Source organism: Mesorhizobium sp. M0152 (assembly GCF_040322415.1).
Lineage (GTDB): Bacteria > Pseudomonadota > Alphaproteobacteria > Rhizobiales > Rhizobiaceae > Mesorhizobium.
Genome location: NZ_JAMYTH010000003.1, coordinates 91873 through 116718, shown reverse-complemented (window position 1 = coordinate 116718; position 24846 = coordinate 91873). Strand labels below are relative to the sequence as shown.

The following is a 24846-nucleotide window of genomic DNA, read 5'->3' as shown; positions in this document are numbered from 1 at the left end:
CCTGCCCTTCGCAGGCCCAAGGCATTTCGAAACGCGAAAGGCCAAGCTACGCGGGCCGCTTCTTACCCCTTCGCCGCCTCTTCGATCTTCGCGATGTCGATCTTGCCCATCTGCATCATGGCGCTCATCACCCGGCCGGCCTTTTCCCGGTCCGGATCCAGCAGCAGCCGTGGCAGCTGTTCCGGCACGACCTGCCAGGAGACGCCGAATTTGTCCTTCAGCCAACTGCACACGCCGGGCTCGCCGCCATCCTCGGTGAGCTTGGTCCAGAAGTAATCGACCTCTTCCTGTGTCTTGCAGTCGATCGACTGCGACATCGCCTCGTTGAACTTGAAGTTCGGGCCGCCATTGAGCGCCTGGAATGGCACGCCGTCGAGCTCGAACGTGGTCAGCAGCACTTTGCCTTCGTCGGCATGGCCCTTGGGCCAGCGCAACACGCTCAGCACCTTCGAATTCTTGAAGATGGAGACGTAGTGGTTCATCGCCTCTTCGGCCTGTCCATCGAACCACAGGCAGGTGGTGATCCTTTGCATGTCGTGCTCCTCGGGCTGGTTTTGTGTAATTCAATCATGAAACGGACGACCGGGCGACTGGTGCCGTGATCCATCCGTTGTCCCAAGGACGCAGGGGCCGAACCCAATCCGACAGTGGCCCTCGAATTTCTTCTTGAAAATCTGGCGCATCGCAAAATTGTGGCCAGACCAGGCTAGCGCGTCTATAAGGCCTGCGATCCGAATTCAGTGCCGCCACGCTCCGCATCGAGCGCCGCCAGCCAGCCAAGGAAAAATCGATGCCCGCCTATCGTTCCCGCACGACCACCCATGGCCGCAACATGGCCGGCGCCCGCGGCCTCTGGCGCGCCACCGGCATGAAGGACAGCGACTTCGGCAAGCCGATCATCGCGGTGGTCAACTCCTTCACCCAGTTCGTGCCGGGCCATGTCCACCTGAAGGACCTCGGTCAGCTGGTCGCGCGTGAGATCGAGAAGGCCGGCGGCGTCGCCAAGGAATTCAACACCATCGCCGTCGATGACGGCATCGCCATGGGCCATGACGGCATGCTCTATTCGCTGCCGTCGCGCGAACTGATCGCCGACTCGGTCGAATACATGGTCAACGCGCATTGCGCCGACGCCATGGTCTGCATTTCCAATTGCGACAAGATCACGCCCGGCATGCTGATGGCGTCGCTGCGCCTCAACATCCCAACGGTCTTCGTTTCCGGCGGTCCGATGGAAGCCGGCAAGGTGGTGCTGGCCGGCAAGGCGCAGGCGCTCGACCTCGTCGACGCCATGGTCGCGGCCGCCGACGACAAGATCTCCGACGAGGACGTCAAGGTCATCGAACGCTCGGCCTGTCCGACCTGTGGCTCCTGCTCGGGCATGTTCACCGCCAATTCGATGAACTGCCTGACCGAGGCACTCGGCCTGTCGTTGCCGGGCAACGGCTCGACGCTGGCAACGCATGCCGACCGCAAGCGGTTGTTCGTCGAAGCCGGCCATCTCGTCGTCGATCTGGCCCAGCGCTATTACGAACAGGATGACGAGAGCACATTGCCGCGCAGCATCGCCTCGAAGGCCGCCTTCGAGAACGCCATGACGCTCGACATCGCCATGGGCGGCTCGACCAACACGGTGCTGCACATCCTGGCCGCCGCCCATGAGGGCGAGGTCGACTTCACCATGGAGGATATCGACCGGCTGTCGCGGCGGGTGCCCGTGCTGTGCAAGGTGGCGCCGGCCAAGTCCGATGTGCATATGGAGGACGTCCACCGCGCCGGCGGCATCATGGCGATCCTGGGCCAGCTCGACGAAGCCGGACTGATCAACCGCGATCTGCCGACGGTACATACCGCGAGCCTCGGCGAGGCGCTCGACCATTGGGATATTTCCCGCACCACCAGCCAGAACGTCCGCGATTTCTTCCTCGCGGCTCCGGGCGGCGTGCCGACGCAGGTCGCCTTCAGCCAGGATCGCCGCTGGGATGAACTCGACACGAACCGCGAAACGGGCGTCATCCGCTCGGCGCGGACGCCGTTTTCGAAAGACGGCGGCCTCGCCGTGCTGAAAGGCAATCTCGCGCTCGACGGCTGCATCGTGAAGACCGCCGGCGTCGACGAGTCCATCCTGAAGTTCACCGGCCCTGCGCGCGTGTTCGAAAGCCAGGACGCCAGCGTCAAGGCTATCCTGTCCAACGAGATCAAGGCCGGCGACGTCGTCGTCATCCGCTATGAAGGGCCGCGCGGCGGCCCCGGCATGCAGGAGATGCTCTACCCGACCAGCTATCTGAAATCGAAGGGCCTCGGCAAGGCCTGCGCGCTGATCACCGACGGCCGCTTCTCGGGTGGCACGTCGGGCCTGTCCATCGGCCATGCATCGCCGGAAGCAGCCGAAGGCGGCACGATCGGGCTGGTCAGGGAAGGCGACACGATCGAGATCGACATTCCCAACCGCACCATCCGCCTCGCTGTCAGCGACGAGGAACTCGCCACCCGCCGTGCGGCGATGGAGGCCAAGGGGGCCGACGCCTGGAAGCCCGAGGAAAAGCGCAAGCGCAAGGTGACGACCGCTCTGCGCGCTTACGCGGCCTTCGCCACCAGCGCCGACAAGGGCGCGGTGAGGCACGTGCCGGAGTGAGTTAGAGCAATTCCAGGAAAAGTGTGAAACGGTTTTCCGTCCGGAATTGCGTTGAAACAAAGAGTTAGAGCGGTTCACCGTTCCGTGAAACGATGAACCGCTCTAGGCTGCGACCCCTACCTCCCGCTTGCGGGGAGGTCGGATCGAAGGTCCGGGTGGGGGTGCGGCGCCGACCCACACCCCGCTGCTGCGCAGCGACCCTCCCCACAAGGGGGAGGGTAAGGCTCACGGCATCAGCTGATACTCATAAAGTTTCTGGTAAAGCCCGCCCTGCTTGAGCAGCGTCTTGTGCGGGCCGCTCTCCACTACTTTGCCGGCTTCCAGCACGACGATCGTGTCGGCTTGATGCACGGTCGACAGGCGGTGCGCGATGACGATCGTGGTGCGCCCCTCCGTCAGTTGCTGCAGCGCATCGCGGAACAGCGCCTCCGACTCGGCGTCGAGCGCGCTGGTCGCTTCGTCCAGCAGCAGGATTTCGGCATTGCGCAGCATGGCGCGCGCGATCGAGATGCGCTGACGCTGGCCGCCCGACAGCAGGCCGCCATTCTCGCCGACATCACTCTCATAGCCCTTGGCCGTGGCGCTGATGAAGTCGTGCGCGTTGGCCGCCTTTGCGGCGGCAATCACCTCTTCGTCGGTCGCTTCCTGCCGCCCGAGCCGGATGTTGTGCATGATCGTGCCGGCAAACAGGAACGTGTCCTGGCTGACATAGGCGATCTTTTCACGCAGCGAAGCGAGCGTCGCGTGGGAGATGTCCTGGCCGTCGAACAGCACCTTGCCGCTCTGCGGATCGTACATGCGCATGATCAGGTTAAGAATAGTCGACTTGCCGCTGCCGGAGGGCCCTACCAATGCCGTCATTTTGCCGGGCGTGAAGGTCAGGTCGAACCGGTCCAGCACCGGCGGGCCGTTCTGGTAAGCGAAGCCGACCGCGTCGAACCGGATTTCGCCCGGTCCGGCCAGAAGCGGCGTTGCGTCCGGCTTCTCGGCCAGCGTCAGCGGTTCGTCGGCCAGTTGGAACATCATGCGCACGCCGACAATGCCGGTCTCCAGCGAGATCCGCACCCGGGCTAGACGCTTTGCCGGTTCATAGGCAAGCAGCAGCGCGGCGATGAAGGCCATGATACTGCCTGGCGTCTGGCCGCCCTGCAGGACCAGAAGGCCGCTGACCAGGACGGCGCCGGCGATCGCCAGTCCGGCGAGCGTTTCCATCACCGGGCTGGTGACCGCCTCCAGCGTGGCGATATTGTTGGCCCGGTCCTCGACGTCCGACACCGCTTTGTACATGCGCTTGCGCATCGCGCCTTCGAGGTTGAAAGATTTGATCACGCGCACGCCGATTGCCGTTTCCTGCATCACCTGCACGATCTGTCCAAGTGAGCGGAACTCCATGGCGGCGAACTTGCGGACACGCTTCAGGATGCGGTTGACGCCGTAGATGGCAAGGGGGCCGACGACGAAGCAGATCAGCGACAGCGCCGGCTGCTGCACGATCATGACCAGCACCAGGGCGACCAGGGTCACCAGATCCCGCACATAGGAGGTGACGATGAGGTCGAGCACGCTACGCGCCGCCTGCGCGTTGTTGGTCATGCGGGTGATCAGGTCGGATGACGAGGTCGAATGGTAGAACTCGATGCCTTGCGCCAGGATGCGGTCATAGATCTTGCGCTGCCGTTCGGCGATGATGGCGTTGCCGACGCGGCTCATGAAGTAGGTCTGGACGAAATTGGCGATGCCCTTGACGATGAAGATCGCCGCGACCGCCACGGCGATCACATTGACGCGGTCGATCCTTTTGTGGATCACGAATTCATTGGTTATTTCGCGCAGGATCCAGGCACTGGCAGCCGTCATGCCGGCCACCACCAGCATTGACAGGATGGCGGCGCCGTAGCCGGCCCTGTGCTGCCGGAACGATTCCCTGAGCAGCCTTGCGACGAGGCGCTGGTTTTCCGTCGAGCGGAAGAAACGAAACAACGGCTGATCCTTGATGCCGGGATGACGAAGGCGGCTTATAGAGGGAGTTGCGGCGAGATGGAACCACCGGCGTCGCCGGGAAACAAACCGCTGCGGCAAGCTGTCTTTTAAGACACGATGAAACAGGTGATTCTTCAAGCGGGATGACGACAGATGGATTTCGATCTTATCGTTCGCGGCGGCACGCTGCCTGATGGCAGGGTTGCCGATATCGGCATCAGCGGCGAGACCATCACGGCGATCGAGCCCGCACTGAAGAACTCGGCGGGGAGCGAAGTCGACGCCCGCGGCAATCTGGTCTCGCCACCCTTCGTCGATCCGCATTTCCATATGGACGCAACGCTGTCCTACGGCATTCCGCGCATCAACGCATCGGGTACGCTGCTGGAAGGCATTTCGCTGTGGGGCGAACTGAAGCCGCTTTTGACGCATGAGGCGGTGCGCGACCGCGCACTCGCCTATTGCGACTGGGCGGTGTCGATGGGACTGCTCGCCATCCGCACCCATGTCGATGTCTGCGACGACCGGCTGCTCGCGGTCGAGGCCCTGCTCGACGTGAAGAGAACCGTCGCGCCTTACATCGACCTCCAATTGGTGGCGTTCCCGCAGGACGGATTCTACCGCTCGCCGACGGCACGCGAAAACACCATCCGTGCGCTGGACATGGGGGTCGACGTCGTCGGCGGCATTCCGCATTTCGAGCGCACCATGGCCGACGGCACGCGCTCGGTGACGGAACTGTGCGAGATCGCGGCCAGGCGCGGGCTGATGGTCGACCTGCATTGCGACGAGACCGACGATCCGCTGTCGCGCCACATCGAGCAACTGGCCTTCGAGACGCAGCGGCTCGGCCTGCAGGGCAGAGTGGCCGGCTCGCACCTCACCTCGATGCATTCGATGGACAATTATTACGTCTCGAAGCTCCTGCCGTTGATTGCCGAGGCGGGTGTTTCGGCGATCCCCAATCCGCTGATCAACATCATGCTGCAGGGCCGCCACGACAGCTTCCCGAAGCGCCGTGGCCTGACACGGGTCAAAGAGATGCTGGCGCTCGGCATCCGCGTCGGCTGGGGCCAGGATTGCGTGCTCGACCCCTGGTATTCGCTGGGCACCGCCGACATGCTCGACGTCGCTTTCATGGGCCTGCATGTGGCCCAGATGTCGAGCCCGGCCGACATGGCGCGCTGCTTCGACATGGTCACCAACGTCAACGCGTCGATCATGGGGCTCGATCATCTCGGTCTGGCGGTCGGCAAGCGCGCCAGCCTTGTCGTTCTCGATGCAGGCAATCCGATCGAGGCCTTGCGCTTGCGCGCCGAACGGATTTGCGTCATCGCCAGGGGCAAGGTGGTGGCGGAAAGGACCAAGCAGGATACCAGGCTTTCCGTCCCGGGCAGGCCTGCACTGGTGAACCGCAGGCATATATCCACCTAGACCCAGCCGATTCCCGGCGCTGGTCTTACCGATTTCCTGATTTCTCCTCGTCAAAGCAGCAGCTTCCGTCTACGACGCGAGCTTACGCCAGGGAGGGGTCGGGATTGGCATGACGCAGCCCGAGACACGGAATTCGACTATCGGGAACGTGCTCCTGGCCGGCATTCTGCTGATGCTGGCCGGCGACTTCCTGTTTGCGCTGAACGACGCGATGGGCAAGTGGCTGGTCGCCAGCTTCTCCGTCGGCCAGGTGGTACTGATCCGTTCCATCGGTGCTTTCTTCGTGCTTGGCCCGATGATCGCCCATCAGGGCACGGCCAAGCTATTTCGCATGGAACGGCTTGAGTTGCAGATCTTGCGTGTCGTCATGACCACGCTCGACACCGCGCTGTTCTATGCCGCCGTCGTCTACCTGCCGCTCGCCGATGTCATGAGCTTCTATATGGCCGGGCCGATCTATGTCGCGGCACTCTCGCATCTCTTGCTCGGCGAAAAGGTCGGCTGGCGCCGCTGGGTGGCGATCCTGCTCGGTTTCTGCGGCGTGTTGATCATGCTGAAGCCGTCCTCGGCGGCGTTTTCCTTGTCGTCGAGCTTCGCGCTCGCCGGCAGCATTGCTTTCGCCTTTGCCATCATCCTCAACCGGCGACTGCGCGGCACCAGCGACACCAACCTGGTGACGTGGCAGACCATCGGCACGCTGGTGGTCGGCGGCGTGCTGGCCATCGGCGCCTGGCAGACGCCGACGGCGCTCGATTTCGGCGCCATGCTGCTGCTCGGCATCGTCTCCTGCGGCGCGCATCTGATGATCACAAGGGCGCTCAAATTGGCGCCGGCTTCGACGCTGGCGCCGCTGCATTACACGCTGCTCTTGTGGGCGGTGGTGTTCGGACTGGCGTTCTTCGGCGACGTTCCGGGTCCACGCATCCTCGTCGGCTCGGGCATCGTCGTGCTGGCCGGCATGTTCATCTTCCACCGCCAGAAAGTGGTCGAGACCGCCGTGCCGCCGGAGAACGTGCCGAAGGGCGTCAACTAGGGTTTCCGCGTTCTAACCCGGGCGTATCGCCGCCAGGTGCCGCGAAAACTCCGGCGTCTCCATCAGCGCCTTGCAGCGCGCGAACCGGCCGTCGGCATAGGCGCGGAAATCGTCGACGGGGTTGTTGTTGGCGAACTGGATCAGTCCCCACAGCGTCCATAAGAGGTCGCACATCGCCTTGTAGATGGCGATGCGGCCGCGCTCGGCCGGCCCCGCTTCGCCGCCGAAATAGGCGCGCATCATCTCTTCGTCCTGCGCGGCGTCGAACTTGCCTTCCACGCTGAGATCGCCGAGGTCCCAGAGCGGATCGTTCATGCCAGAATACTCCCAGTCGACGATCCACATCCGCTCGCCCGTATCGAGAAAGTTCTCGCACAGCGGATCGCAATGGCAGGCGACCAGAGGCAGTGGATGGGCTGCCAGAGCCGACCGCACGCTTCCGGCCTCGCGCACCACGTCATGATAGCCGGCGGGGAGGGCGACCTCCTTGGTCGACAGCACTTTTAGATAGTCGTCGATCATGGCAAACAGTTCGAAGCGGAAGGGAAACACCGCGCCGGAAGCGTGCAGTTTGCGGAAGGCCTCGCCGGCGCGTGCCGGGCTGCCCGGCCGAACCTTGAATTTCTCCGGCGACATCGTCTCGGCGCCGGCGATGAAACGCGTCACCATCACCCCGGTGCCGGCGTCGACATGCAGCACCTCCGGGCTGACTCCCGCCTTTGCCGCTTCGCGCGCCGCCACCGCCTCGTTGGCGCGGTTGATATATTCCTCGGTGCCTTTGCCCGGAATGCGCAGGCAAAAATCGCCGGCCCTGAAGACGAGATTGGTGAGGCCACCCAGCCGATCCAGCGGCCCTGTGTAGGCGGCCAGCATGGGAATGCCGGCAAGTGCTGCACGCGGCTCGTCTGTCATAATGCCTCACCCCAAACGCCGTTATTTCTCGCGGCAACGGTTCCACAATTTTCGCTGGTTGGCTATGATCGCTGCGAGATGAATGGATTGGTGGACGGACTGGAAGTGGCGGACAGCAGACATCATAGGGCGCTTGGCGAGGTCTACGCGGCCAAGCGACCGGAGGAGGTGGCCGCGCTCTATGACCGCTGGTCGCAGACCTATGACACCGATATGTCGACCGCCGGTTACCGCCATCCGACGATCTGTCTGGCGCTGCTTGCCCGGCATCTGCCGCGTGGTTCCGCACCGCTGCTCGATGCCGGCGCCGGCACCGGGCTCATCGGCGAATGGTTGAACATTGCCGGTTATCCCCAGGTCGAGGCGCTCGACATCTCACAAGGCATGCTGGACCAGGCCGCGCGCAAGGGCGTCTATTCGGCGCTGCATTGCCTGGCGCTCGGCGGTGAGTTGCCGTTCGCGGACGATTCCTACGCCGGAATCATCTCGGCCGGCGTCTTCACCTCGGGTCATGTCGGCGCCGACGGGTTGGACGAATTGATCCGGATCTGCCGGCCCGGCGGGGTAATCGTGCTGACGGTCAAGAACACGCTGTGGGATGCCGGCTTTGCCGCGCGCATCGCCGAATTGGAGGCTCAGGGCCTCGTCACCCGCGTCGAGGAGACACGTCCCTACGTCTCCATGCCGGGCGAGGCCGATACCGTGCCAAGCCGTGGTCTTGTTCTGCGGGTGATCTGAGTTGAACTGCTGGTGTGGTCGATTTTGAGCGTCGCGCCGCCCCCCCCCCCCCCCCCCCCCGCGCCCGCCCGCCGCGGGCGGGGGGGGGCGGGGCGCGGGCCCGGGGGGGCCCGCCCCGACTTCGGCAAATGCCCGACGCGGCATCGTGACACCACCCTTGCGGCGCGGCTAGTCTGTTTGGTGGCCCAATCACTGCCCACAGCTTACGTTCTAACTCTCTCCCCCGCCGGATCGTACATCGGCTCGAGATGGATCTTTGCCGGCGTCCGGTCCATGGCAACAACCAGCTCATAATCGCCCGAGGCGAGAAAATCGTCACTCACCCCGTCGGCGTCGCGCACATAACCGTAGCCGATGTTTTTTTCCAGCGTGTAGCCGTAGCCGCCGCTGGTAAGATAACCGACCGGCTCGCCATTGCGCAGGATCGTCTCGCGCCCAAGCAGTACGACCTCCGGGTCGTCAACCGTAAAGCCGGCAAAGCGCTTCTTCAGCATTGTGCCGCCGGTCTTTTCCAAAGCGCGCCGTCCGACGAAATCGGTATTCTTGCGCAGCTTGACCGCCCAGCCGAGCCCCGCTTCCTGCGGTGTGTCGTTGGGCGTGATGTCGGAACCCCAGGCACGATAGGCTTTTTCCAGCCGCAGCGATTCCAGTGCGCGGTAGCCGACGGGGCGGATGCCGTGTTTCTTGCCCACCGCCATCAGCGCGTCGAAGATCTCGCCGGCGGCCGCTATCGGCACATGCAGTTCCCAGCCGAGTTCGCCGACATAGGTGACGCGTAGCGCCCGGACAACGTGTCCGGCGAGGGCTATTTCGCGCACATGGCCGAACGGGAAGGCGGCGTTCGACACATTCGCATCGGTAACGCCAGCCAGGACGTCGCGGGCTCGAGGACCCATCAGCGACAGCGTGCCGAAATCCTCGGTGACGTCGGTGAGCCTGGCATCTAGGTCCTCGCCGATATGGTCGCTGATCCAAGAGAAATCATGCGAGCGGAAACCGGTGCCGGTGACGATGTAGAATTTCTCCTCGCCCAGCCGCGCCACCGTCAGGTCGGCCTCGATGCCGCCGCGTGTGTTGAGAAGCTGCGTATAGGTCAGCCGCCCGACCGGCTTGTTGACGTCGTTGGCGCAGATCCAGTCCAGCGCTTTCCCCGCGTCGGGCCCGCTCAGCTCGTATTTGGCGAAGGACGACTGGTCGAAGATGCCGACCTTTTCGCGCACATGCCGGTGTTCGTCGCCGACCGCCGCGAACCAGTTCTGCCGGCCCATCGAATAGATGTCCCGCGGCTCGATGCCCTCGGGCGCGAACCAGTTCGGCCGCTCCCAGCCGAGCTTTGAGCCGAATACGGCGCGCTGCTGTTTCAGCCTGTCGTAAAGCGGCGAGACGATTCGCGGCCGGCCAGAGAGATATTCCTCGTGCGGGAAGCCGATCGTATAGTGCTTGCCATAGGCCTCGAGCGTGCGGTCGCGGACCCATTGCCGGTCGCGGTGCAGGTTGGAAAAGCGCCTGATGTCGACCACCCAAAGGTCGAGCGGCGCCTCGCCGTCGACTACCCATTGCGCCAGCACCCAGCCGGCGCCGCCGCCCGACGCGATGCCGAATGCGTTGAAGCCGGCGCCGACGAACATGTTGGCGCATTCGGGCGCCACGCCGAGGATGAAATTGCCGTCGGGCGTAAAGCTCTCCGGACCGTTGATCATCTGCTTGACGCCGACGGTTTCCAGCGCCGGCACGCGCGCGATCGCCTGCGTCATGTGCTGCTCGAAATGGTCGTAGTCGTCGTCGAAGAGACGGAACTCCCAGTCGTTGGGCACGTCGCCCCCAGGGAGATCGGTCGTCCACGCCTGCGGGTTCGGCTCATAGCCGCCCATCACCAACCCGCCGACCTCCTCCTTGAAATAGGTGCGCCGGTCCGGGTCGCGGATGGTCGGCGCATCCGTCGCCAGTCCGTCGATCTTCTCTGTGATGATGTATTGGTGCTTCACCGGCTGCAGCGGCACGCTGATGCCGGCCATGGCGCCCACCTGCCGCGCCCACTGCCCGGCGCAGTTGACCACCTTGTCGCAAGTGATGTCGCCCTTGCTGGTCTTCACTTTCGTAATGCGGCCGTCCTTTGTCTCGAAGCCGGTGACGCGGACATCCTCGAACAATTTGGCGCCATGCATGCGCGCGCCCTTGGCCAGCGACTGGGTGATGTCGGAGGGGCTCGCCTGGCCGTCGGTCGGCAGCCAGGAGGCGCCGACGAGATCGCCGGTCTCGAGCAGCGGCCACATTGCCTTGACCTGCGCCGGCGACAGCAGCTGCATGTCCATGCCGAAGCTCTTCGCCGTCGTCGCCAGTCTTTTGTACTCGGTCCAGCGGTCGGCATTGGTCGCCAGCCGCAGGCATCCGGTCATCTTCCAACCGGTGGCAAGCCCGGTCTCCGCCTCCAGCCCCTTATAGAGGTCGACGGAGTATTTGAGCACGCGGGTGATCGAGGCCGACGAACGCAATTGCCCAACCAGGCCGGCGGCGTGCCATGTCGAACCCGAGGTGAGCTTGCCCTGTTCGAGCAGGACTACCTCGGCCTTGTGGTCGCGTGCCAGATGATAGGCTGTCGAACAGCCGATAATGCCGCCGCCGATGACGACGATCGCGGCCTGGTCAGGCAAGGTCATGATTTCAGGATTCCGTATTTTGTCCGGTAGCTGTCCAGCGCCGCGTCGAGCCGCGTCAGGTTTTCCTCGGTATAAGCGACATAGTCGATGCCCGGCACGTCGAGATAGAGTTCCGACACCATGCTCCACATCGCCTCGCGCAGCAGCGAGGCGCACTGCATGGCCGCGTGCGAGCGGCGGATCGCCTCGTCCGGCTCCTTCATGAAATAGGCGGTCAGGAAGGCGAAGGATTCCGCGTCGCTCATGCCGGCGTTGGAGGCGACGCCGGCCAGATCGAACATCGCCGTGTTGAAGCCGGCATATTCGTAATCGATCAGCCAGAGCCTATTGCCGTCGTCGAGAATATTAGCCGGCAAAAGATCGTTGTGGCCGAAGACGATCGGTAGCAGTTTCTGCGCGCGCTCCAGTTCGTCGGCTAGCGCCAGATAGTGGGGCAACCCGTCCCGCTTGCGGCTGCCGCCCTCTTCCAGCGTGCGCGCATAGTCGCGGATGACATGGAACACCCAGAACATGAAGCCGGGGCCGGAAATGTGGTTGGGCATTTCGCGGTGGAAGCCGCGCATCAGGGCCGCGACACGACCGATATTGGCGCGCACGTCCTCGGCGGCATAGGTTCTGGCGCCGAGATATTCCGTCACCATGATGCCGGGTTCCGTGTGGCGGACCGCCGGTGCGAAGCCGGCGGCGTGTGCTGCGCGCGCGGTCATTACCTCGCGCTCGCGAAAGACATGGTGGAACGGATAGTCCTGGCCGAAGCGCACGACGTGCCTTCCCGCCGCATCCTTGACCAGATAATTGGCGTTGCTCAAGCCGCCCGGCAGCGGCGCGATCTCGATGTTGCCCGCCCAGCAGGGCAGGGCACGGATGCGATCTTCGGCGATCATGGAGTGGCCCCTTGTTGGATAGGGCATCGACGGAGCGGCCCGGCGCGGAGCGCGCACCGTTTCGCCGAATGCTCATTTGGGCAAAGACCTCGTCGGCGCGGCATTCGGGATCGGTATCCCGCGCCGCACCGACGAGCCCCATGTGCCGGGCTCTTCGAGGCCGGCATCCGCCCCCGCGGATTCGAAAAATTCCTTCGCCCATGTGCCAGACAGTTTTCAGGCTTTTGGGCATGCAAGTTTGTATGCGGCTCTGCCATCGTTCTCCCGTGGCAGTCCGAGCCTGTCACTCTTCAGTGTCACGCCGTGGAGCCTCGGTTGTCAACGGGATACTGTGGCTTTTTCTGGCTTTGTGACCGATTTGCCTCAGCAATTCTTGTAATACGCAGCAAGTTTGCCATAGAAGCAGTCAGTTGCGATCATGCGAGCGAAAGCAGCCCGATGACCCATTCGAAACGACATGGCGAAATCCTGCGGCTCCTGCAGGAAGAGGGAACCGTGACCATCGCCAGTCTGGCCGACCGGTTGGGCGTTTCGCTCGAGACCGTGCGCCGTGACATCAAGCCGCTCACCGGCGACGGTTCCGTGCTGAAGATGCATGGCGCCGTCGGCCTCCCGTCGATGATCGGCGAAGCGCCGTTCGAACGGCGTATGCGCGAGAATGCCGATGCCAAACGCGTGATTGCGCGCATGGTCGCCGCAACCATCCGCGATGGGGAATCGATTATGCTCGACACGGGCACGACCACCTCGTTCCTGGCGCGCGAACTGCTCGGTCACCGGCGCCTGACGGTCGTCACCAACTCGTCCGACATCGCCCGCACGCTGGCGACCATCAACGGCAATAAGGTCTATATGGCCGGCGGTGAGTTGCGCAGCGATTCAGGCGCCGCCTTCGGTGCCTCGGCCATCGACTTCGTCAGCCGCTTTTCGGTCAGCCATGCCGTCATTTCCACCGGCGCCGTCGATGCGGTGACGGGCGTCATGGACTATGATCTGGACGAAGCCGAATTCGCCCGCATGGTGCTGTCGCGCGGGCAGCGCTCGCTTGTCGTCACCGACCACACAAAATTTGGCCGCCAGGGCCTGGTCCAGGTCTGCGGCTTCGATGGATTCTCCGAACTCGCTACCGATCGATCGCCGCCGCACGACATTGCCGCCGCTCTTTCTCAAGCCGGCGCGCGGCTCAGCATCGCCGTCCGCGATGCAGGGTTCTAAAGCCCGAAAGAGCTTGGGGCCTGACGACCGATGCCGCTGCACGTGAACTGGCAGGCTGACGCGGGTTTCAAAATACGTCCATCATCCGGCCAGGCAATCTGGCCCGAGACGAGGATAAGCTCCGCGTTCGGCTTTCCTTGCCCTTCGTGCCGGTGTTTAGTCCGGCCATGGCTTTCACCATCCGTCAGTTGCAGTTCTTCATCGCCGTCGCCGAGCAGGGCACGGTGTCGGGTGCCGCGCAGAACCTCTCCATTTCGCAATCCTCGGTCACCGAAGCGATCAAGGAGCTCGAAGGCGATCTCGGCGTCGAATTGTTCGACCGCCATCCGCGCGGCCTCAACATCACCCACAAGGGCCACCAGTTCCTGCGCCACGCCACCAAGATCCTGGCCGATGTGTCCGATGCGCGCCGCGCCTTCCTCGGCGAGCAGGCGACAGCAGGCGGGCGTTTGCAGCTCGGCGTCACCTCGCTGGTCGCCGGCTATGTGCTGTCGGACCTGCTTGCCCGCTACCGCCGTGCCTATCCCGGCGTAGAGGTCTCGGCCATCGAGGACAATGGCGACTATCTCGAACACCTCTTGATTGGCGGCAAGCTGGACATCGCGGTGATGGTCACGTCCAATCTGCGCGACCGCACCGCGCTCCAGTCGGAAATCCTCGAAGTCTCGGCCTATCGCCTCTGGCTGCCACTCGGCCATCCGCTCGCCGGCGCCGACATCATCGGCATCGGCGACATCGCTTCGGAGCCGCTGATCATGCTGACCGTCGACGAGATCGAGGAGAACACCGGCAAGCTGCTGACCGCGATCGGCGCCAAGCCGCATGTCGCCTTTCGCACCCGTTCGGTGGAAGCGGTGCGCAGCCTGGTCGCCACCGGCGCGGGCGTAGCGCTGCTGCCCGACCTCGTCTACCGGCCGTGGTCGCTGGAAGGCGACCGCATCGAGTCGCGCGACGTCTCCGGTGCGTTGCCTGTCGTCCAGGTCGGGATGGTCTGGCGCCGCGGCTCCGGCCTGCCGCAGGCCGCGCGCGATTTCATCGGCCTCGCGCAGTCGCAACGCATGGTTCGCCAGCGCCCTGACAAGAATGGCCGTTGATCCATCGGAAAAACCGATATCACCCTTCTGATAAATGAATTTGCGAAACCGGGATTTTCACAGCACCTTCGCTTCAGGGAACAAAGCCGCCGCCGAAGCGCGGGCCCTATCAATGGGAGATCGACTATGAATTCATTCCTGAAGTCCTGCACTGCATTGACGGTCGCGTTGGCCTTCTCCGGCCAGGCCGTCGCCCAGGTCACGGAACTCGGCAAGGGTGAAGGCGAGGTCAATATCGTCGCTTGGCCGGGCTATATCGAGCGTGGCGAGACCGACAAGGGCTATGACTGGGTCACAGCCTTCGAGAAGGAAAGCGGCTGCAAGGTCAACGTCAAGACCGCCAACACGTCGGACGAGATGGTCTCGCTGATGAACGAGGGCGGCTTCGACCTCGTCACCGCGTCGGGCGATGCGTCGCTGCGCCTCGTCGCCGGCAAGCGGGTGCAGCCGATTAACACCGACCTCATCCCGAGCTGGAAGACGGTCGACGACCGGCTCAAGGATGCGCCCTGGTTCACGGTCGACAAGGTTCACTACGGCGTCCCCTATCAGTGGGGGCCCAACATCCTGATGTACAACACCGAGGTCTTCAAGGAAGCGCCGAAGAGCTGGAACGTGGTCTTCGAGGAAATGAAGCTGCCGGACGGCAAATCCAACAAGGGCCGCGTCCAGGCCTATGACGGCCCGATCCACATTGCCGATGCCGCCAACTACCTGATGTTCCACAAGCCGGAACTCGGTATCAAGGACCCCTACGAGCTGAACGAGGACCAGTACAAGGCCGCGCTTGAATTGCTGCGCGTCCAGCGCACGCTGGTTGGCCGCTATTGGCACGACGCCGCCATCCAGGTCGACGATTTCCAGAACGAAGGCGTCGTTGCTTCCGGCTCATGGCCATACCAGGTCAACACGCTGATTGCCGCCAAGAAGCCGGTCGCCTCGACCGTGCCGGAAGAAGGCGTCACCGGCTGGGCCGACACCACCATGATGGAGGCCGACGCGGCGCACCCGAACTGCGCCTATATGTGGCTCGAACACTCGCTGTCACCCAAGGTGCAGGGCGACGTCTCGGCTTGGTTCGGTTCGCTGCCGGTCGTCCCCGCCGCTTGCAAGGGCAACGAGCTTCTGACCGACGAGGGCTGCAAGACCAACGGTTACGACAATTTCGACAAGATCAAGTTCTGGAAGACGCCGGTCTCGAAATGCGCCACCCAGAACAATCAGTGCGTGCCCTATTATCGCTGGGTGTCGGACTATATCGGCGTCATCGGCGGGCGGTGATTTTCTTCACCCTCCCCCTTGTGGGGAGGGTCGACGCGTAGCGTCGGGGTGGGGGTCCGCGCGACGGTTCGTGCCAGACCACCCCCACCCGCGGCTTCACCGCGGCCTCCCCAAAGGGTGAGGTAGGCGTAGCGCGAGGTTACGGGCTGCTCGCAATTCATGACGGCAGACGACGCCAACAAATCAATCGGCAAGAGACTGACAGCCCATGACATCAGCCGTTTCCTTCAAACAAGTCTCGCGCCATTTCGGCAGCGTGCGCGCCGTCGACGCCGTCGACCTCGACATCGCGCCGGGCGAGTTCTTCGCCATGCTCGGTCCGTCCGGTTCCGGCAAGACCACGTGCCTGCGCCTCATCGCCGGTTTCGAGCAGCCGACGGCGGGTTCGATCTCGATCTTCGGCGAACGCGCCGAGGGTGTTCCGCCCTATCGCCGCGACGTCAACACCGTGTTCCAGGACTATGCGCTGTTCCCGCATCTGAACGTGCTCGACAATGTCGCTTACGGTCTGATGGTCAAGGGCGTCGACAGACCGGGGCGCCACAAGGCGGCTGAAGAAGCGCTGTCGCTGGTCAGATTGCCCGGCTACGGCGCCCGCCGGCCGGCCAGCTTTCCGGCGGCCAGCGCCAGCGCGTCGCGCTGGCGCGTGCACTCGTCAACCAGCCCAAGGTGTTGCTGCTCGACGAACCGCTCGGCGCCCTCGACCTCAAACTGCGCGAGAACATGCAGGAAGAGCTGAAGTCGCTGCAGAAAGCGCTCGGCATCACCTTTGTTTTCGTCACCCACGACCAGGGCGAAGCGCTGTCGATGGCCGACCGCGTCGCCGTCTTCAATGACGGCAAGATCATGCAGATCGGCACACCCGAGGATATCTATCAGCGACCGAGCACCCGCTTCGTTGCCGATTTTGTTGGCTCGTCCAACGTGCTGCCGCCCGATTTCGTCCAGCGTTATGCCGGCCAGCATCGCTGGGGCAGCTTGCGCCCCGAATCCATTCGCGTCGGCCGGGCGGCAAAGGGCGAGGGCGTTTCCGCCCGGCTCGTGTCGACCAATTATCTCGGTGCCACCACCAGGCTGGCGCTCGACGCCGACGGGCTGAAGCTGCATGCCATCGTGCCGGCCGGCACAGCACTGCCTGCGGAAGGCGAGGCAGTCGTGCTCACCTTCAACCGAGAGCACCTGCATCTGATGGATGAACAGGCATGATTGAGGTTTGCGCGAAGCACCCCCCTCTGTCCTGCCGGACATCTCCCCCTCAAGGGGGGAGATTGGCTGCATCATGACAATCGCCGCGCTCAACCCCAATTCCACGCCCGCCATCCTGCCCGGCAGCGGCGGCATGCGCGGTGCGCTTTCCGACCTGTTCTGGCGCAGGCCGCAGTTGCTTCTGCTCTTGATGCTGCTGCCGCCCGTACTGTGGCTCGGCATCGTCTATATCGGCTCGTTGTTCGCCCTTTTGGCGCAGAGCTTTTTCTCGATCGACGAGTTTTCCGGCCTTATCAATCGCGAGTTCACCTTGAAAACCTATGGCGACCTGTTGCAGGCCGCCAATCTCGACATCATCCTGCGCACCGTGACGATGGCAGCCCTGGTCACGCTGGCCTCGGCCATCGTCGCCTTCCCCATCGCCTACTACGCGGCACGCTATGCGCGCGGCCGCTGGAAGGCCCTGTTCTATCTCGGCATCATGCTGCCGCTGTGGTCGAGCTACCTGGTCAAGATCTACGCCTGGAAGCTGATCCTGGCCAAGGAGGGCATCCTCACCTGGCTGCTCGCCAAGCTGCATTTGTCGTGGCTGCTCGATGCCTGGCTGTCGCTGCCGGTCGTCGGCGGCAATTCACTGTCGGTGTCGTTCACCGGCACCTTTATCGTCTTTGTCTATGTCTGGCTGCCGTTCATGATCCTGCCGGTGCAGGCGGCGCTCGAGCGCGTGCCCGGCAATCTTGTCGAGGCCTCGTCCGATCTCGGCGCCTCGCCCGGCCAGACCTTCCGCAATGTGCTGTTCCCGCTGGCGCTGCCCGGCATCGTCGCCGGTTCGATCTTCACCTTTTCGCTGACGCTTGGCGATTACATCATCCCGCAGATCATCGGCACCTCGCGCCTGTTCATCGGTCAGGCCGTCTATTCGCAGCAAGGCACCGCCGGCAACATCCCGCTTGCCGCGGCTTTCACTGTGGTGCCGATCGTCATCATGAGCTTCTATCTCTGGGGCGCCAAGCGCATGGGGGCTTTCGATGCGCTCTGATCGCGGTCAATCCGCTCCGCTCGGCCTGAAGATCGCCGCCGGCTGCGGGCTGCTGTTCCTGCATCTGCCGATCCTGCTGATCTTCGTCTACGCCTTCACCACGGAGGAGAAGAGCTTCGTCTGGCCTCCGCCGGGGCTGACGACGCAATGGTTCGCCGTCACCTGGAACCGGCCCGATGTCTGGCAGGCGCTGTCGTTGTCGGTCAGGGTAGCGGCCATCTCGACTGCGATCGCGCTGATCCTCGGCACGCTCTGTTCGGCTGCGGTGTCGCGGACAAAATTCTTCGGCCGTGAAACCATCTCGCTGCTGGTCATCCTGCCGATCGCGCTGCCCGGCATCATCACCGGCATCGCACTGCGTTCGGCCTTCGCGCTGGCCGAGATCCCGTTCTCTTTCTGGACGATCGTGCTCGGCCACGCCACCTTCTGTGTCGTCGTCGTCTACAACAACGCCGTTGCCCGCTTCCGCCGCACCTCCGGCTCGATGATCGAGGCCTCGATGGATCTCGGCGCCGACGGTTTTCAGACCTTCCGGCATGTCGTGTTGCCCAACATCGCCACGGCACTGCTTGCCGGCGGCATGCTGGCCTTCGCGCTGTCGTTCGACGAGGTCATCGTCACCACCTTCACCGCCGGCCAGCAGCAGACGCTGCCGATCTGGATGCTTGAGGAACTGATCCGCCCACGCCAGCGCCCGGTCACCAATGTCGTGGCCATGGTGGTCGTGCTGGTGACGCTGCTGCCGATCCTGTTTGCCTATTACCTGACCCGCGACGGCGACCAGATCGCCGGTTCGGGCAAATAACCAATCGCAAGGGAGAGACGTCCATGGACACCCAGATGCTGATCGGCTCGAAATTCGAGAACGGCACGGAGACCGAGGAGCCGGTTCTCAATCCGAAAACCGGGGCGACCATTCTCAACCTGCCCGAAGCCAGTCCGGCGCAGATCGAGGCTGCGGTGGCAGCCGCCGAACAGGCGTTCATCTTGTGGTCGCGCACCACGCCGGCGCAGCGCTCCCTCTATCTCCTGAAGATCGCCGACCGCATCGAGGCCGAGGCCAGGGAATTCGCCACGCTCGAAGCGCTCAACTGCGGCAAGCCGATCAATGCCGTGCTCAATGACGAAATCCCGGCGATCGTCGACTGCTACCGTTTCTTCGCCGGCGCCGTTCGCTCGATGCCGGGTGTGGTCGCCGGCGAGTATTTGCCCGGCCACACCTCTATGGTGCGGCGCGATCCGATCGGCATCGTCGCCTCGATCGCGCCTTGGAATTATCCGCTGATGATGATGGCCTGGAAGCTGGCGCCGGCGATCGCCGGTGGCAACACCGTGGTCTTCAAGCCGTCCGAGCAGACGCCGCTGACGACCTTGAGGCTCGCCAGGATCCTGGCGGAGGTGCTGCCCGAAGGCGTCGTCAATGTCGTGCTCGGCCGCGGCGAAAGCGTCGGCAACACGCTGATCAACCATCCCAAGGTCAACATGATCTCGATCACCGGCGACGTCGCGACGGGAAAGAAGGTGCTGCAGGCGGCCGCCAAGTCGGTCAAGCGCACGCATCTGGAACTCGGCGGCAAGGCCCCGGTCATCGTCTTCGACGATGCCGATCTCGGCGCCGTGGTCAGCGGCTTGCGCGCCTTCGGCTATTACAATGCCGGCCAGGACTGCACCGCCGCCTGCCGCATCTATGCCGGCAAGAAGATTTACGACAAGCTCGTCGCCGATCTCTCTTCGGCCGTGTCGACCATCAAGTACAATCTGCCGGACGATGCCGAGAACGAGATCGGCCCGCTGATCTCACGCCGCCAGCGCGACCGCGTCTCGAGCTTCGTCGAGCGCGCTTCGGAACTGAAGCACGTCGAGATCACCACCGGCGGCAAGCCGGGCGAGGGCACCGGCTTCTTCTACCAGCCGACCGTCGTTGCCGGAGCGCTGCAGGATGACGAGATCGTGCGCCGCGAAGTGTTCGGGCCGGTGGTGTCGATTACCCGCTTTTCCGAGGTCGACGAGGCGGTCAACTGGGCGAACGACAGCGACTACGGCCTGGCGTCCTCGGTGTGGACCAAGGACGTGTCGCGCGCCATGGCGACTGCCGCGCGGCTGCAATATGGCTGCACCTGGATCAACACCCATTTCATGCTGACCAACGAGATGCCGCATGGTGGGCTGAAGCAGTCGGGCTACGGCAAGGATATGTCGCTCTACGCGCTGGAGGACTACACCGCCGTGCGCCATGTGATGGTCGCGCATGGGTAGCTTCTTCCTTCTTCCGGTGTACGGGGAGAAGGTGGCCCGAAGGGCCAGATGAGGGGCAGCACAAGCTTGTCGAAGCTGGCTCCGCCCCTCATCTGCCTGCCCGTCCTCCGCAGCAGCTGCGGAGGGTGGACCGGCATCTTCTCGCCGTGAACAGGGAGAAGACCACTACTCCACGATGCGATAAATGTTCCACAGGCTGGTGCCGGACACCACGTAGGGCTCCATCTCCTTGCCCCATTTGGCGTGGGCGTCGATCTTGCCGATCCTGGCGAAGAATTCCTCCAGCTTGGCGAGGCTTTCGACCTGATGATGCGACTCGACCGTCGCTTCGCGTGCGCCGATCGAACCAGTCATGATCTGGAACTTCAGGTCCGAGATGCCGGCCTGCGAGCCGATCTCGCGTTCCCATTTCTTCAAAAGTTCAAGCACGGTCTGCTTGTGCCCGAACTTGGCGTCGATCTGCCATCTGGCGCTGAACATCTTGCTTCTCCTCCAAGAGTGCGGCCAAGCCGCGGTTGATCTGCCTGTGGTCAGTCACTCGTCCCAGGCCTGCACCACGGTCTGCCGCGCGATCCGGCCGTTCTTCAGCTCCAGCATCGCGGCGCAGAACACCTTGGTGCCGTCCGGGTAGGCGCAGGCCTGGGTGAAGGCCAGGCTGTCGCCGTCGGCGATCGTGGTGTCGACCTTGTGCGTCATCGCCCGGCTGCAGATGTCGTCCCAGAAGGTACTGATCGCCGCGCGACCGCGGATCTCGCGCGGCTTGCTCGGCGGATTGTTGCGGTCGATGACCCGCACCAGCGCGTCGTCGTTGTAGAAGCTCGACAGCATCTTGCCGTCACGACCCTCGATCGCCTTCTTGATCGCCGCGCCGTCCACTGTTTGTGTCTTGGTCAGCATTTCATCCTCCATGTGCCCGTCGTCATGATCGGGCGTTAATTGATCGGACATGCTGCCCGGCGTTAATCGTCGGGCAGGGCTTTCTTCATTGCGACTTCGCCTTGACGGCCGTGAACACGTCGTCGGTCTGCTTCTTGAAGGTTGCGAGATCGACCTGGCTGCCATTGAGCATCGTCGACCAGTGGCGCACGATCGCCGCCATCGCCACAGCCTCCTTGATCTCTTCGTCGGTCGCGCCGTTGAGTTTGGCCGCCTCGGTATGGAAATAGATGCAGTACTGGCAGGGGATTTGCGAGGCGACCGCCAGGCCCATCAGTTCCTTGGTCTTGCCGTCGAGCGCGGTGTTGGGGTTGAGCTGCACCCCCTTGATCTCGGCCCAGGCACCGGCGACCGCCACATCCGGCAAGGTCCTGAACATGTCCGGCACCGAGCCGAGCGTCGACTGGATGTCCTTGTAGGCAGCGGTGGCCGATGCATCCTCGGCCTTCGCGACAGAGATCGTGAACAGCGCGCCAATGCCGGCCGCCATCGCGAGCGATCTGATATTCAACTTCGACTTCAGCATTTCATCCTCCGTTGGCAGCGCCTCTCCTGGCGATATCCGCCTGGCCTGCATGGGGACATTGATAGTCCTTGCAGCCACTTGGCCGCTTCGCCCGAAAGCGCCATGGCTCCTATGGCCCGTCCGGGCCAGCCTGCCTGGCTGAAAATGCCGCCGCCGCCGCCCGCGACGGAAGGTCGAGCTTGAGCAGTATGTTGGCGACGTGGCGCTTGACGGTATGCTCGCTGAGATTCAGGTCGGCGGCGATCGCCGCATTGCTCTTGCCATCGGCGATCAGGCTCACCACCTCGCTTTCCCGCGCCGTCAGCGAGGCCGGTTCCGCCGGCTTGGATTTCGGTCGGCAGGCTGGTTCGAGATGTTGTTCCGACGTCGCATGCACGACGGGCAGCGGCTCATCCAGTTCATCGAGGCTGATGCGCCCGGCATCGACGAAATGCAGGCCCGAGCCCACCGCAAGATCGGCGACCAGCCGCGAGGCTAGGATGTCGCCGCGCCCGGCATGGCTTGCCAATTGCACGGCCACGCGCGCCGTCAGCCCGACTGGTGGCCCGCGCAGTTCGATCTCGCCGACATGGGCTCCTTGCGCGCTCGCCACGCCGATCACTTGCGCCGCCTCGCGGAGCGCCGCCGCGCAGCGTATGGCGCGCGCCGGGCCCTCGAAGCGCGACATCATCAGCTCGCCATGGGTGCCGGCCATGCGGCCCCCGTGGCGGCCGACCAGCAGCCGCCATGTCTCCTGGAAGCGCTGGCTGCGTTCGCTCCACATGCGGTCGCCAAGCTTGGCGGTGTCGTAGATACGCGTCACCAGCAGCGCGGCAAGCACGCGTTCGGCGTCGGCAACGGCCGGCTCGCCGGTCAGGAATTCCTCGACCAGGTCGGCCACGCGGTCGACATCGCCGGTCCACACCGGGTGGTCGCGCCCGGGTATCTCGACCAGCCGGGCACCGGGGATCTTGCGCGCAAGGAAGCGGCTGGCGTCGGGGTCGACTCGGGCGTCGTTGCGGCGATGGATCACAAGCGTCGGCGCGCTGATTGCGTTCAGGATGCCACGAACGTCGATGTCGGCGTTCATGCGGGCAAGTGCCGCGGCGGCAGTTGGACTGGCCGACAGCCGCTCGAACCGCGCCCACCATTGGGCAAAGTGGGCGTCGTCGACCCGTCCGGGCGCGAAGTTGTGAAGAGTGGCGCCCGTGCCCCAAGCGGTCTCGGCCGTTGCGATAAAGGCGTCGAGGCGTTCGGGCGGCATCACCCATTTGTGGAAATGCGCATAGCCGCCATAGAGCGCCAGCGCGCGGGTCCGCTCGGGATAGGTGGCGGCGAACAGCATCGCCATCGGTGCGCCTTCGGAAGCGCCAAGCAATGCGGCACGGCCGCTGCCGGCCGCATCCATCACCGCGCGCACATCGTCCATGCGGGTTTCGAGGCTGGGCAGGTTATGGGTATCGACCCGGTCGGAAAGACCCGTGCCGCGCTTATCGAACAGGATCAGCCGCGAGAACGCCGCGAGCCTCTTCAAGAGCCGGCTGTAGCCCTCGTCTTCCCAGTGCAGGTCGAGATTGGAAATGAAGCCCGGCACGAAGACGAGATCGAACGATCCCTGGCCGACCACCTGATAGGCAATCCGCACCTCGCCGCTCAGGGCATATCGGGTCTCGATCGGCCTCACGAGTTTTCCGCCCGGCCTGACGATTTCTGATCGCCAACCATAGCAGAGCCGCATCGGTTGCGGCAGCTACAACTTTAGCAGGAAGGAATATAAGTCGGCGCGGCTATTTCCGCGAGGCGGCGACGTCGGCAGGGGAGGCCTCGAGCCCAAGCCTCGTATCGGCCTCCGCGGGCGTGACCGGCCGCTTGACCTTGGCCGAGGCTGCCACGACGAGTTCGTCGAAGCCTTCGCCGCCGCCGTCCAGCATCTCGAAGAACTGCCGCCGCATCCTCGGCTCCCAGAACTTGTTTATGTGTTCGGCGACACCCGCAACGCCCTCCTCGCGTGGCCGGGAGTGGAAAAAGGCCGCGATCTGGTTGGCCATGCGCACCAGCTTCTCGCTGGTGCTCATGATGTGATCTTCGTCATGCGACATGCTTGGCAACTCCGGAGACCACCCGGTCTGGGTGGGTGAAAACATCGAAATCCTCGCCGCGCACCAGTGCCACCAGCGTCATGCCTGCTTCCTGGGCGGTACGAATGGCAAGCGCGGTCGGCGCCGAGACGGCGATGATGAAGGCTGAACCGATCGCCGCCGTCTTCTGCACCATTTCGACCGAGACACGGCTGGTCACCACGACAGCGCCCGATGCGCCGTCGATGCCGGCTTTCGCCAACGCGCCTGCGAGCTTGTCCAGCGCGTTATGGCGGCCGACATCCTCGCGCGCCATCACGATCCCCTTACCGGGAACATAGAAGCCGGCGGCGTGCACGGCCCCGGTCTCGGTGTGCAGCGGCTGCACCTTGGACAACAGCTTGACCGACCGGACGATGTCGTCGGCCTCAAGCGTAAGTATCGACGCACCAACGGCGTCGACCGAGCGCATCGCTTCCTCGATCGATTCGATGCCGCACAGGCCGCAGCCGACGGGACCGGCCAGCCGGCGCCGCCTCGCCTCGAAGCGCGTGTTGGCCTGGTCCTTCAGCCGGATCTGAATGTCGATGCCGGCGCCATGATCCTCGACCTCGACGGCCTCGATCTCTTGCGGATCGGCGATGATGCCTTCGGTCAGCGAGAAGCCGAGCGCGAAATCCTCGAAGTCGGCCGGGCTTGCCATCATCACCGCATGGGTGGTGCCGGCAAACGAGAACGCCACCGGCGTCTCCTCGGGCACCATGCGGTTGGCAGCCGCAGTGCCGCCGGCGCGGTGGGCGAGGCGGGAGATCTGGGTGATGGCGGGGCGTTTGCTGGTCACGCAGCACCCCCCTCTGGCCTGCCCGTCCTTCGCAACAAACGGGGGGGGTGCGCGCGTTCCCCCCCCCCTGTGGTTGGGGTTTTTGGTTGCGCGCAAGGCCGCACGGTGGGGGGGTCGATCAG

General features: G+C 64.0%; 21 protein-coding genes and 1 pseudogene. 11 read left to right on the top strand and 11 right to left on the bottom strand.

The window, feature by feature from the left end:
- Positions 1-62: 62 nt before the first annotated feature.
- Positions 63-533, bottom strand: a complete 471-nt coding sequence (locus NKJ26_RS04480; RefSeq protein WP_352694009.1) for a VOC family protein — start codon at positions 531-533, stop codon at positions 63-65.
- A gap of 257 nt (positions 534-790) precedes the next feature.
- Here NKJ26_RS04480 and ilvD point away from each other — a divergent pair, with 257 nt between their 5' ends.
- Positions 791-2635 (top strand): dihydroxy-acid dehydratase, encoded by a 1845-nt coding sequence (gene ilvD / locus NKJ26_RS04475; RefSeq protein WP_352694007.1) that lies wholly within the window; start codon positions 791-793, stop codon positions 2633-2635.
- A 225-nt stretch (positions 2636-2860) separates the two neighbouring features.
- Here ilvD and NKJ26_RS04470 read toward each other — a convergent pair whose 3' ends face one another.
- Positions 2861-4615 carry an ABC transporter ATP-binding protein gene (locus tag NKJ26_RS04470; protein ID WP_352694005.1) on the bottom strand — a complete coding sequence of 585 codons (1755 nt, stop codon included), beginning with the start codon at positions 4613-4615 and terminating at the stop codon, positions 2861-2863.
- 153 nt (positions 4616-4768) lie between these two features.
- Between NKJ26_RS04470 and NKJ26_RS04465 the strand changes: the two genes are divergently transcribed.
- A complete protein-coding gene (locus NKJ26_RS04465; protein ID WP_352694003.1) occupies positions 4769-6049 on the top strand; it encodes an amidohydrolase family protein in 1281 nt (426 codons plus the stop codon).
- Between the two features lie 109 nt (positions 6050-6158).
- Positions 6159-7082 (top strand): DMT family transporter, encoded by a 924-nt coding sequence (locus NKJ26_RS04460; protein WP_352694001.1) that lies wholly within the window; start codon positions 6159-6161, stop codon positions 7080-7082.
- 12 nt (positions 7083-7094) lie between these two features.
- Here the strand turns inward: NKJ26_RS04460 and NKJ26_RS04455 are convergent, their stop codons facing one another.
- Positions 7095-7997 carry a phosphotransferase gene (locus NKJ26_RS04455; protein ID WP_352694272.1) on the bottom strand — a complete coding sequence of 301 codons (903 nt, stop codon included), beginning with the start codon at positions 7995-7997 and terminating at the stop codon, positions 7095-7097.
- Between the two features lie 75 nt (positions 7998-8072).
- On the opposite strand from NKJ26_RS04455, the gene NKJ26_RS04450 reads away from it, so the two are divergent.
- Positions 8073-8732 (top strand): class I SAM-dependent DNA methyltransferase, encoded by a 660-nt coding sequence (locus NKJ26_RS04450; protein ID WP_502903081.1) that lies wholly within the window; start codon positions 8073-8075, stop codon positions 8730-8732.
- A 203-nt stretch (positions 8733-8935) separates the two neighbouring features.
- Here NKJ26_RS04450 and NKJ26_RS04445 read toward each other — a convergent pair whose 3' ends face one another.
- Positions 8936-11389, bottom strand: coding sequence for a GcvT family protein (locus NKJ26_RS04445; protein WP_352693999.1), 2454 nt, complete (start codon positions 11387-11389; stop codon positions 8936-8938).
- Positions 11386-12273, bottom strand: a complete 888-nt coding sequence (locus NKJ26_RS04440) for a phosphotransferase (protein WP_352693997.1) — start codon at positions 12271-12273, stop codon at positions 11386-11388. The genes NKJ26_RS04445 and NKJ26_RS04440 overlap by 4 nt, the downstream gene beginning before the upstream one ends.
- Positions 12274-12711: 438 nt before the next feature.
- On the opposite strand from NKJ26_RS04440, the gene NKJ26_RS04435 reads away from it, so the two are divergent.
- The 7 genes and pseudogenes from NKJ26_RS04435 to NKJ26_RS04405 all read left to right on the top strand — a co-directional run bounded on the left by NKJ26_RS04435 (position 12712) and on the right by NKJ26_RS04405 (position 20364).
- Positions 12712-13488 (top strand): DeoR/GlpR family DNA-binding transcription regulator, encoded by a 777-nt coding sequence (locus NKJ26_RS04435; RefSeq protein ID WP_352693995.1) that lies wholly within the window; start codon positions 12712-12714, stop codon positions 13486-13488.
- A gap of 167 nt (positions 13489-13655) precedes the next feature.
- Positions 13656-14582, top strand: a complete 927-nt coding sequence (locus NKJ26_RS04430) for a LysR family transcriptional regulator (protein WP_027023699.1) — start codon at positions 13656-13658, stop codon at positions 14580-14582.
- A 126-nt stretch (positions 14583-14708) separates the two neighbouring features.
- Positions 14709-15863, top strand: coding sequence for an ABC transporter substrate-binding protein (locus NKJ26_RS04425; protein WP_352693993.1), 1155 nt, complete (start codon positions 14709-14711; stop codon positions 15861-15863).
- Between the two features lie 208 nt (positions 15864-16071).
- Positions 16072-17069, top strand: a pseudogene (locus NKJ26_RS04420) (ABC transporter ATP-binding protein).
- Between the two features lie 73 nt (positions 17070-17142).
- The gene (locus tag NKJ26_RS04415) at positions 17143-18108 is read left to right on the top strand and encodes an ABC transporter permease (RefSeq protein WP_352693991.1); all 966 of its coding nucleotides are present in this window, start codon (positions 17143-17145) and stop codon (positions 18106-18108) included.
- Entirely contained in the window at positions 18098-18913 is an 816-nt protein-coding gene (locus tag NKJ26_RS04410; RefSeq protein WP_352693989.1) for an ABC transporter permease, read from the top strand. Before NKJ26_RS04415 ends, NKJ26_RS04410 begins: the two co-directional genes overlap by 11 nt.
- Positions 18914-18936: 23 nt before the next feature.
- Complete coding sequence (locus NKJ26_RS04405; RefSeq protein ID WP_352693987.1) at positions 18937-20364, top strand: gamma-aminobutyraldehyde dehydrogenase; 1428 nt, start codon at positions 18937-18939, stop codon at positions 20362-20364.
- 165 nt (positions 20365-20529) lie between these two features.
- On the opposite strand, the gene NKJ26_RS04400 is transcribed toward NKJ26_RS04405, so the two are convergent.
- From NKJ26_RS04400 to fdhD, 6 genes are all read right to left on the bottom strand, one after another.
- A complete protein-coding gene (locus tag NKJ26_RS04400) occupies positions 20530-20844 on the bottom strand; it encodes a hypothetical protein (protein WP_027023693.1) in 315 nt (104 codons plus the stop codon).
- 54 nt (positions 20845-20898) lie between these two features.
- Complete coding sequence (locus NKJ26_RS04395; protein ID WP_027023692.1) at positions 20899-21261, bottom strand: nuclear transport factor 2 family protein; 363 nt, start codon at positions 21259-21261, stop codon at positions 20899-20901.
- Positions 21262-21346: 85 nt separating this feature from the next.
- Entirely contained in the window at positions 21347-21826 is a 480-nt protein-coding gene (locus NKJ26_RS04390) for a carboxymuconolactone decarboxylase family protein (RefSeq protein WP_352693983.1), read from the bottom strand.
- Between the two features lie 109 nt (positions 21827-21935).
- Entirely contained in the window at positions 21936-23489 is a 1554-nt protein-coding gene (locus tag NKJ26_RS04385) for an alpha/beta fold hydrolase (protein ID WP_352693981.1), read from the bottom strand.
- A gap of 103 nt (positions 23490-23592) precedes the next feature.
- Entirely contained in the window at positions 23593-23904 is a 312-nt protein-coding gene (locus tag NKJ26_RS04380; protein ID WP_352605410.1) for a formate dehydrogenase subunit delta, read from the bottom strand.
- Entirely contained in the window at positions 23894-24724 is an 831-nt protein-coding gene (fdhD, locus tag NKJ26_RS04375) for a formate dehydrogenase accessory sulfurtransferase FdhD (RefSeq protein ID WP_352693979.1), read from the bottom strand. The genes NKJ26_RS04380 and fdhD overlap by 11 nt, the downstream gene beginning before the upstream one ends.
- Positions 24725-24846: the final 122 nt, after the last annotated feature.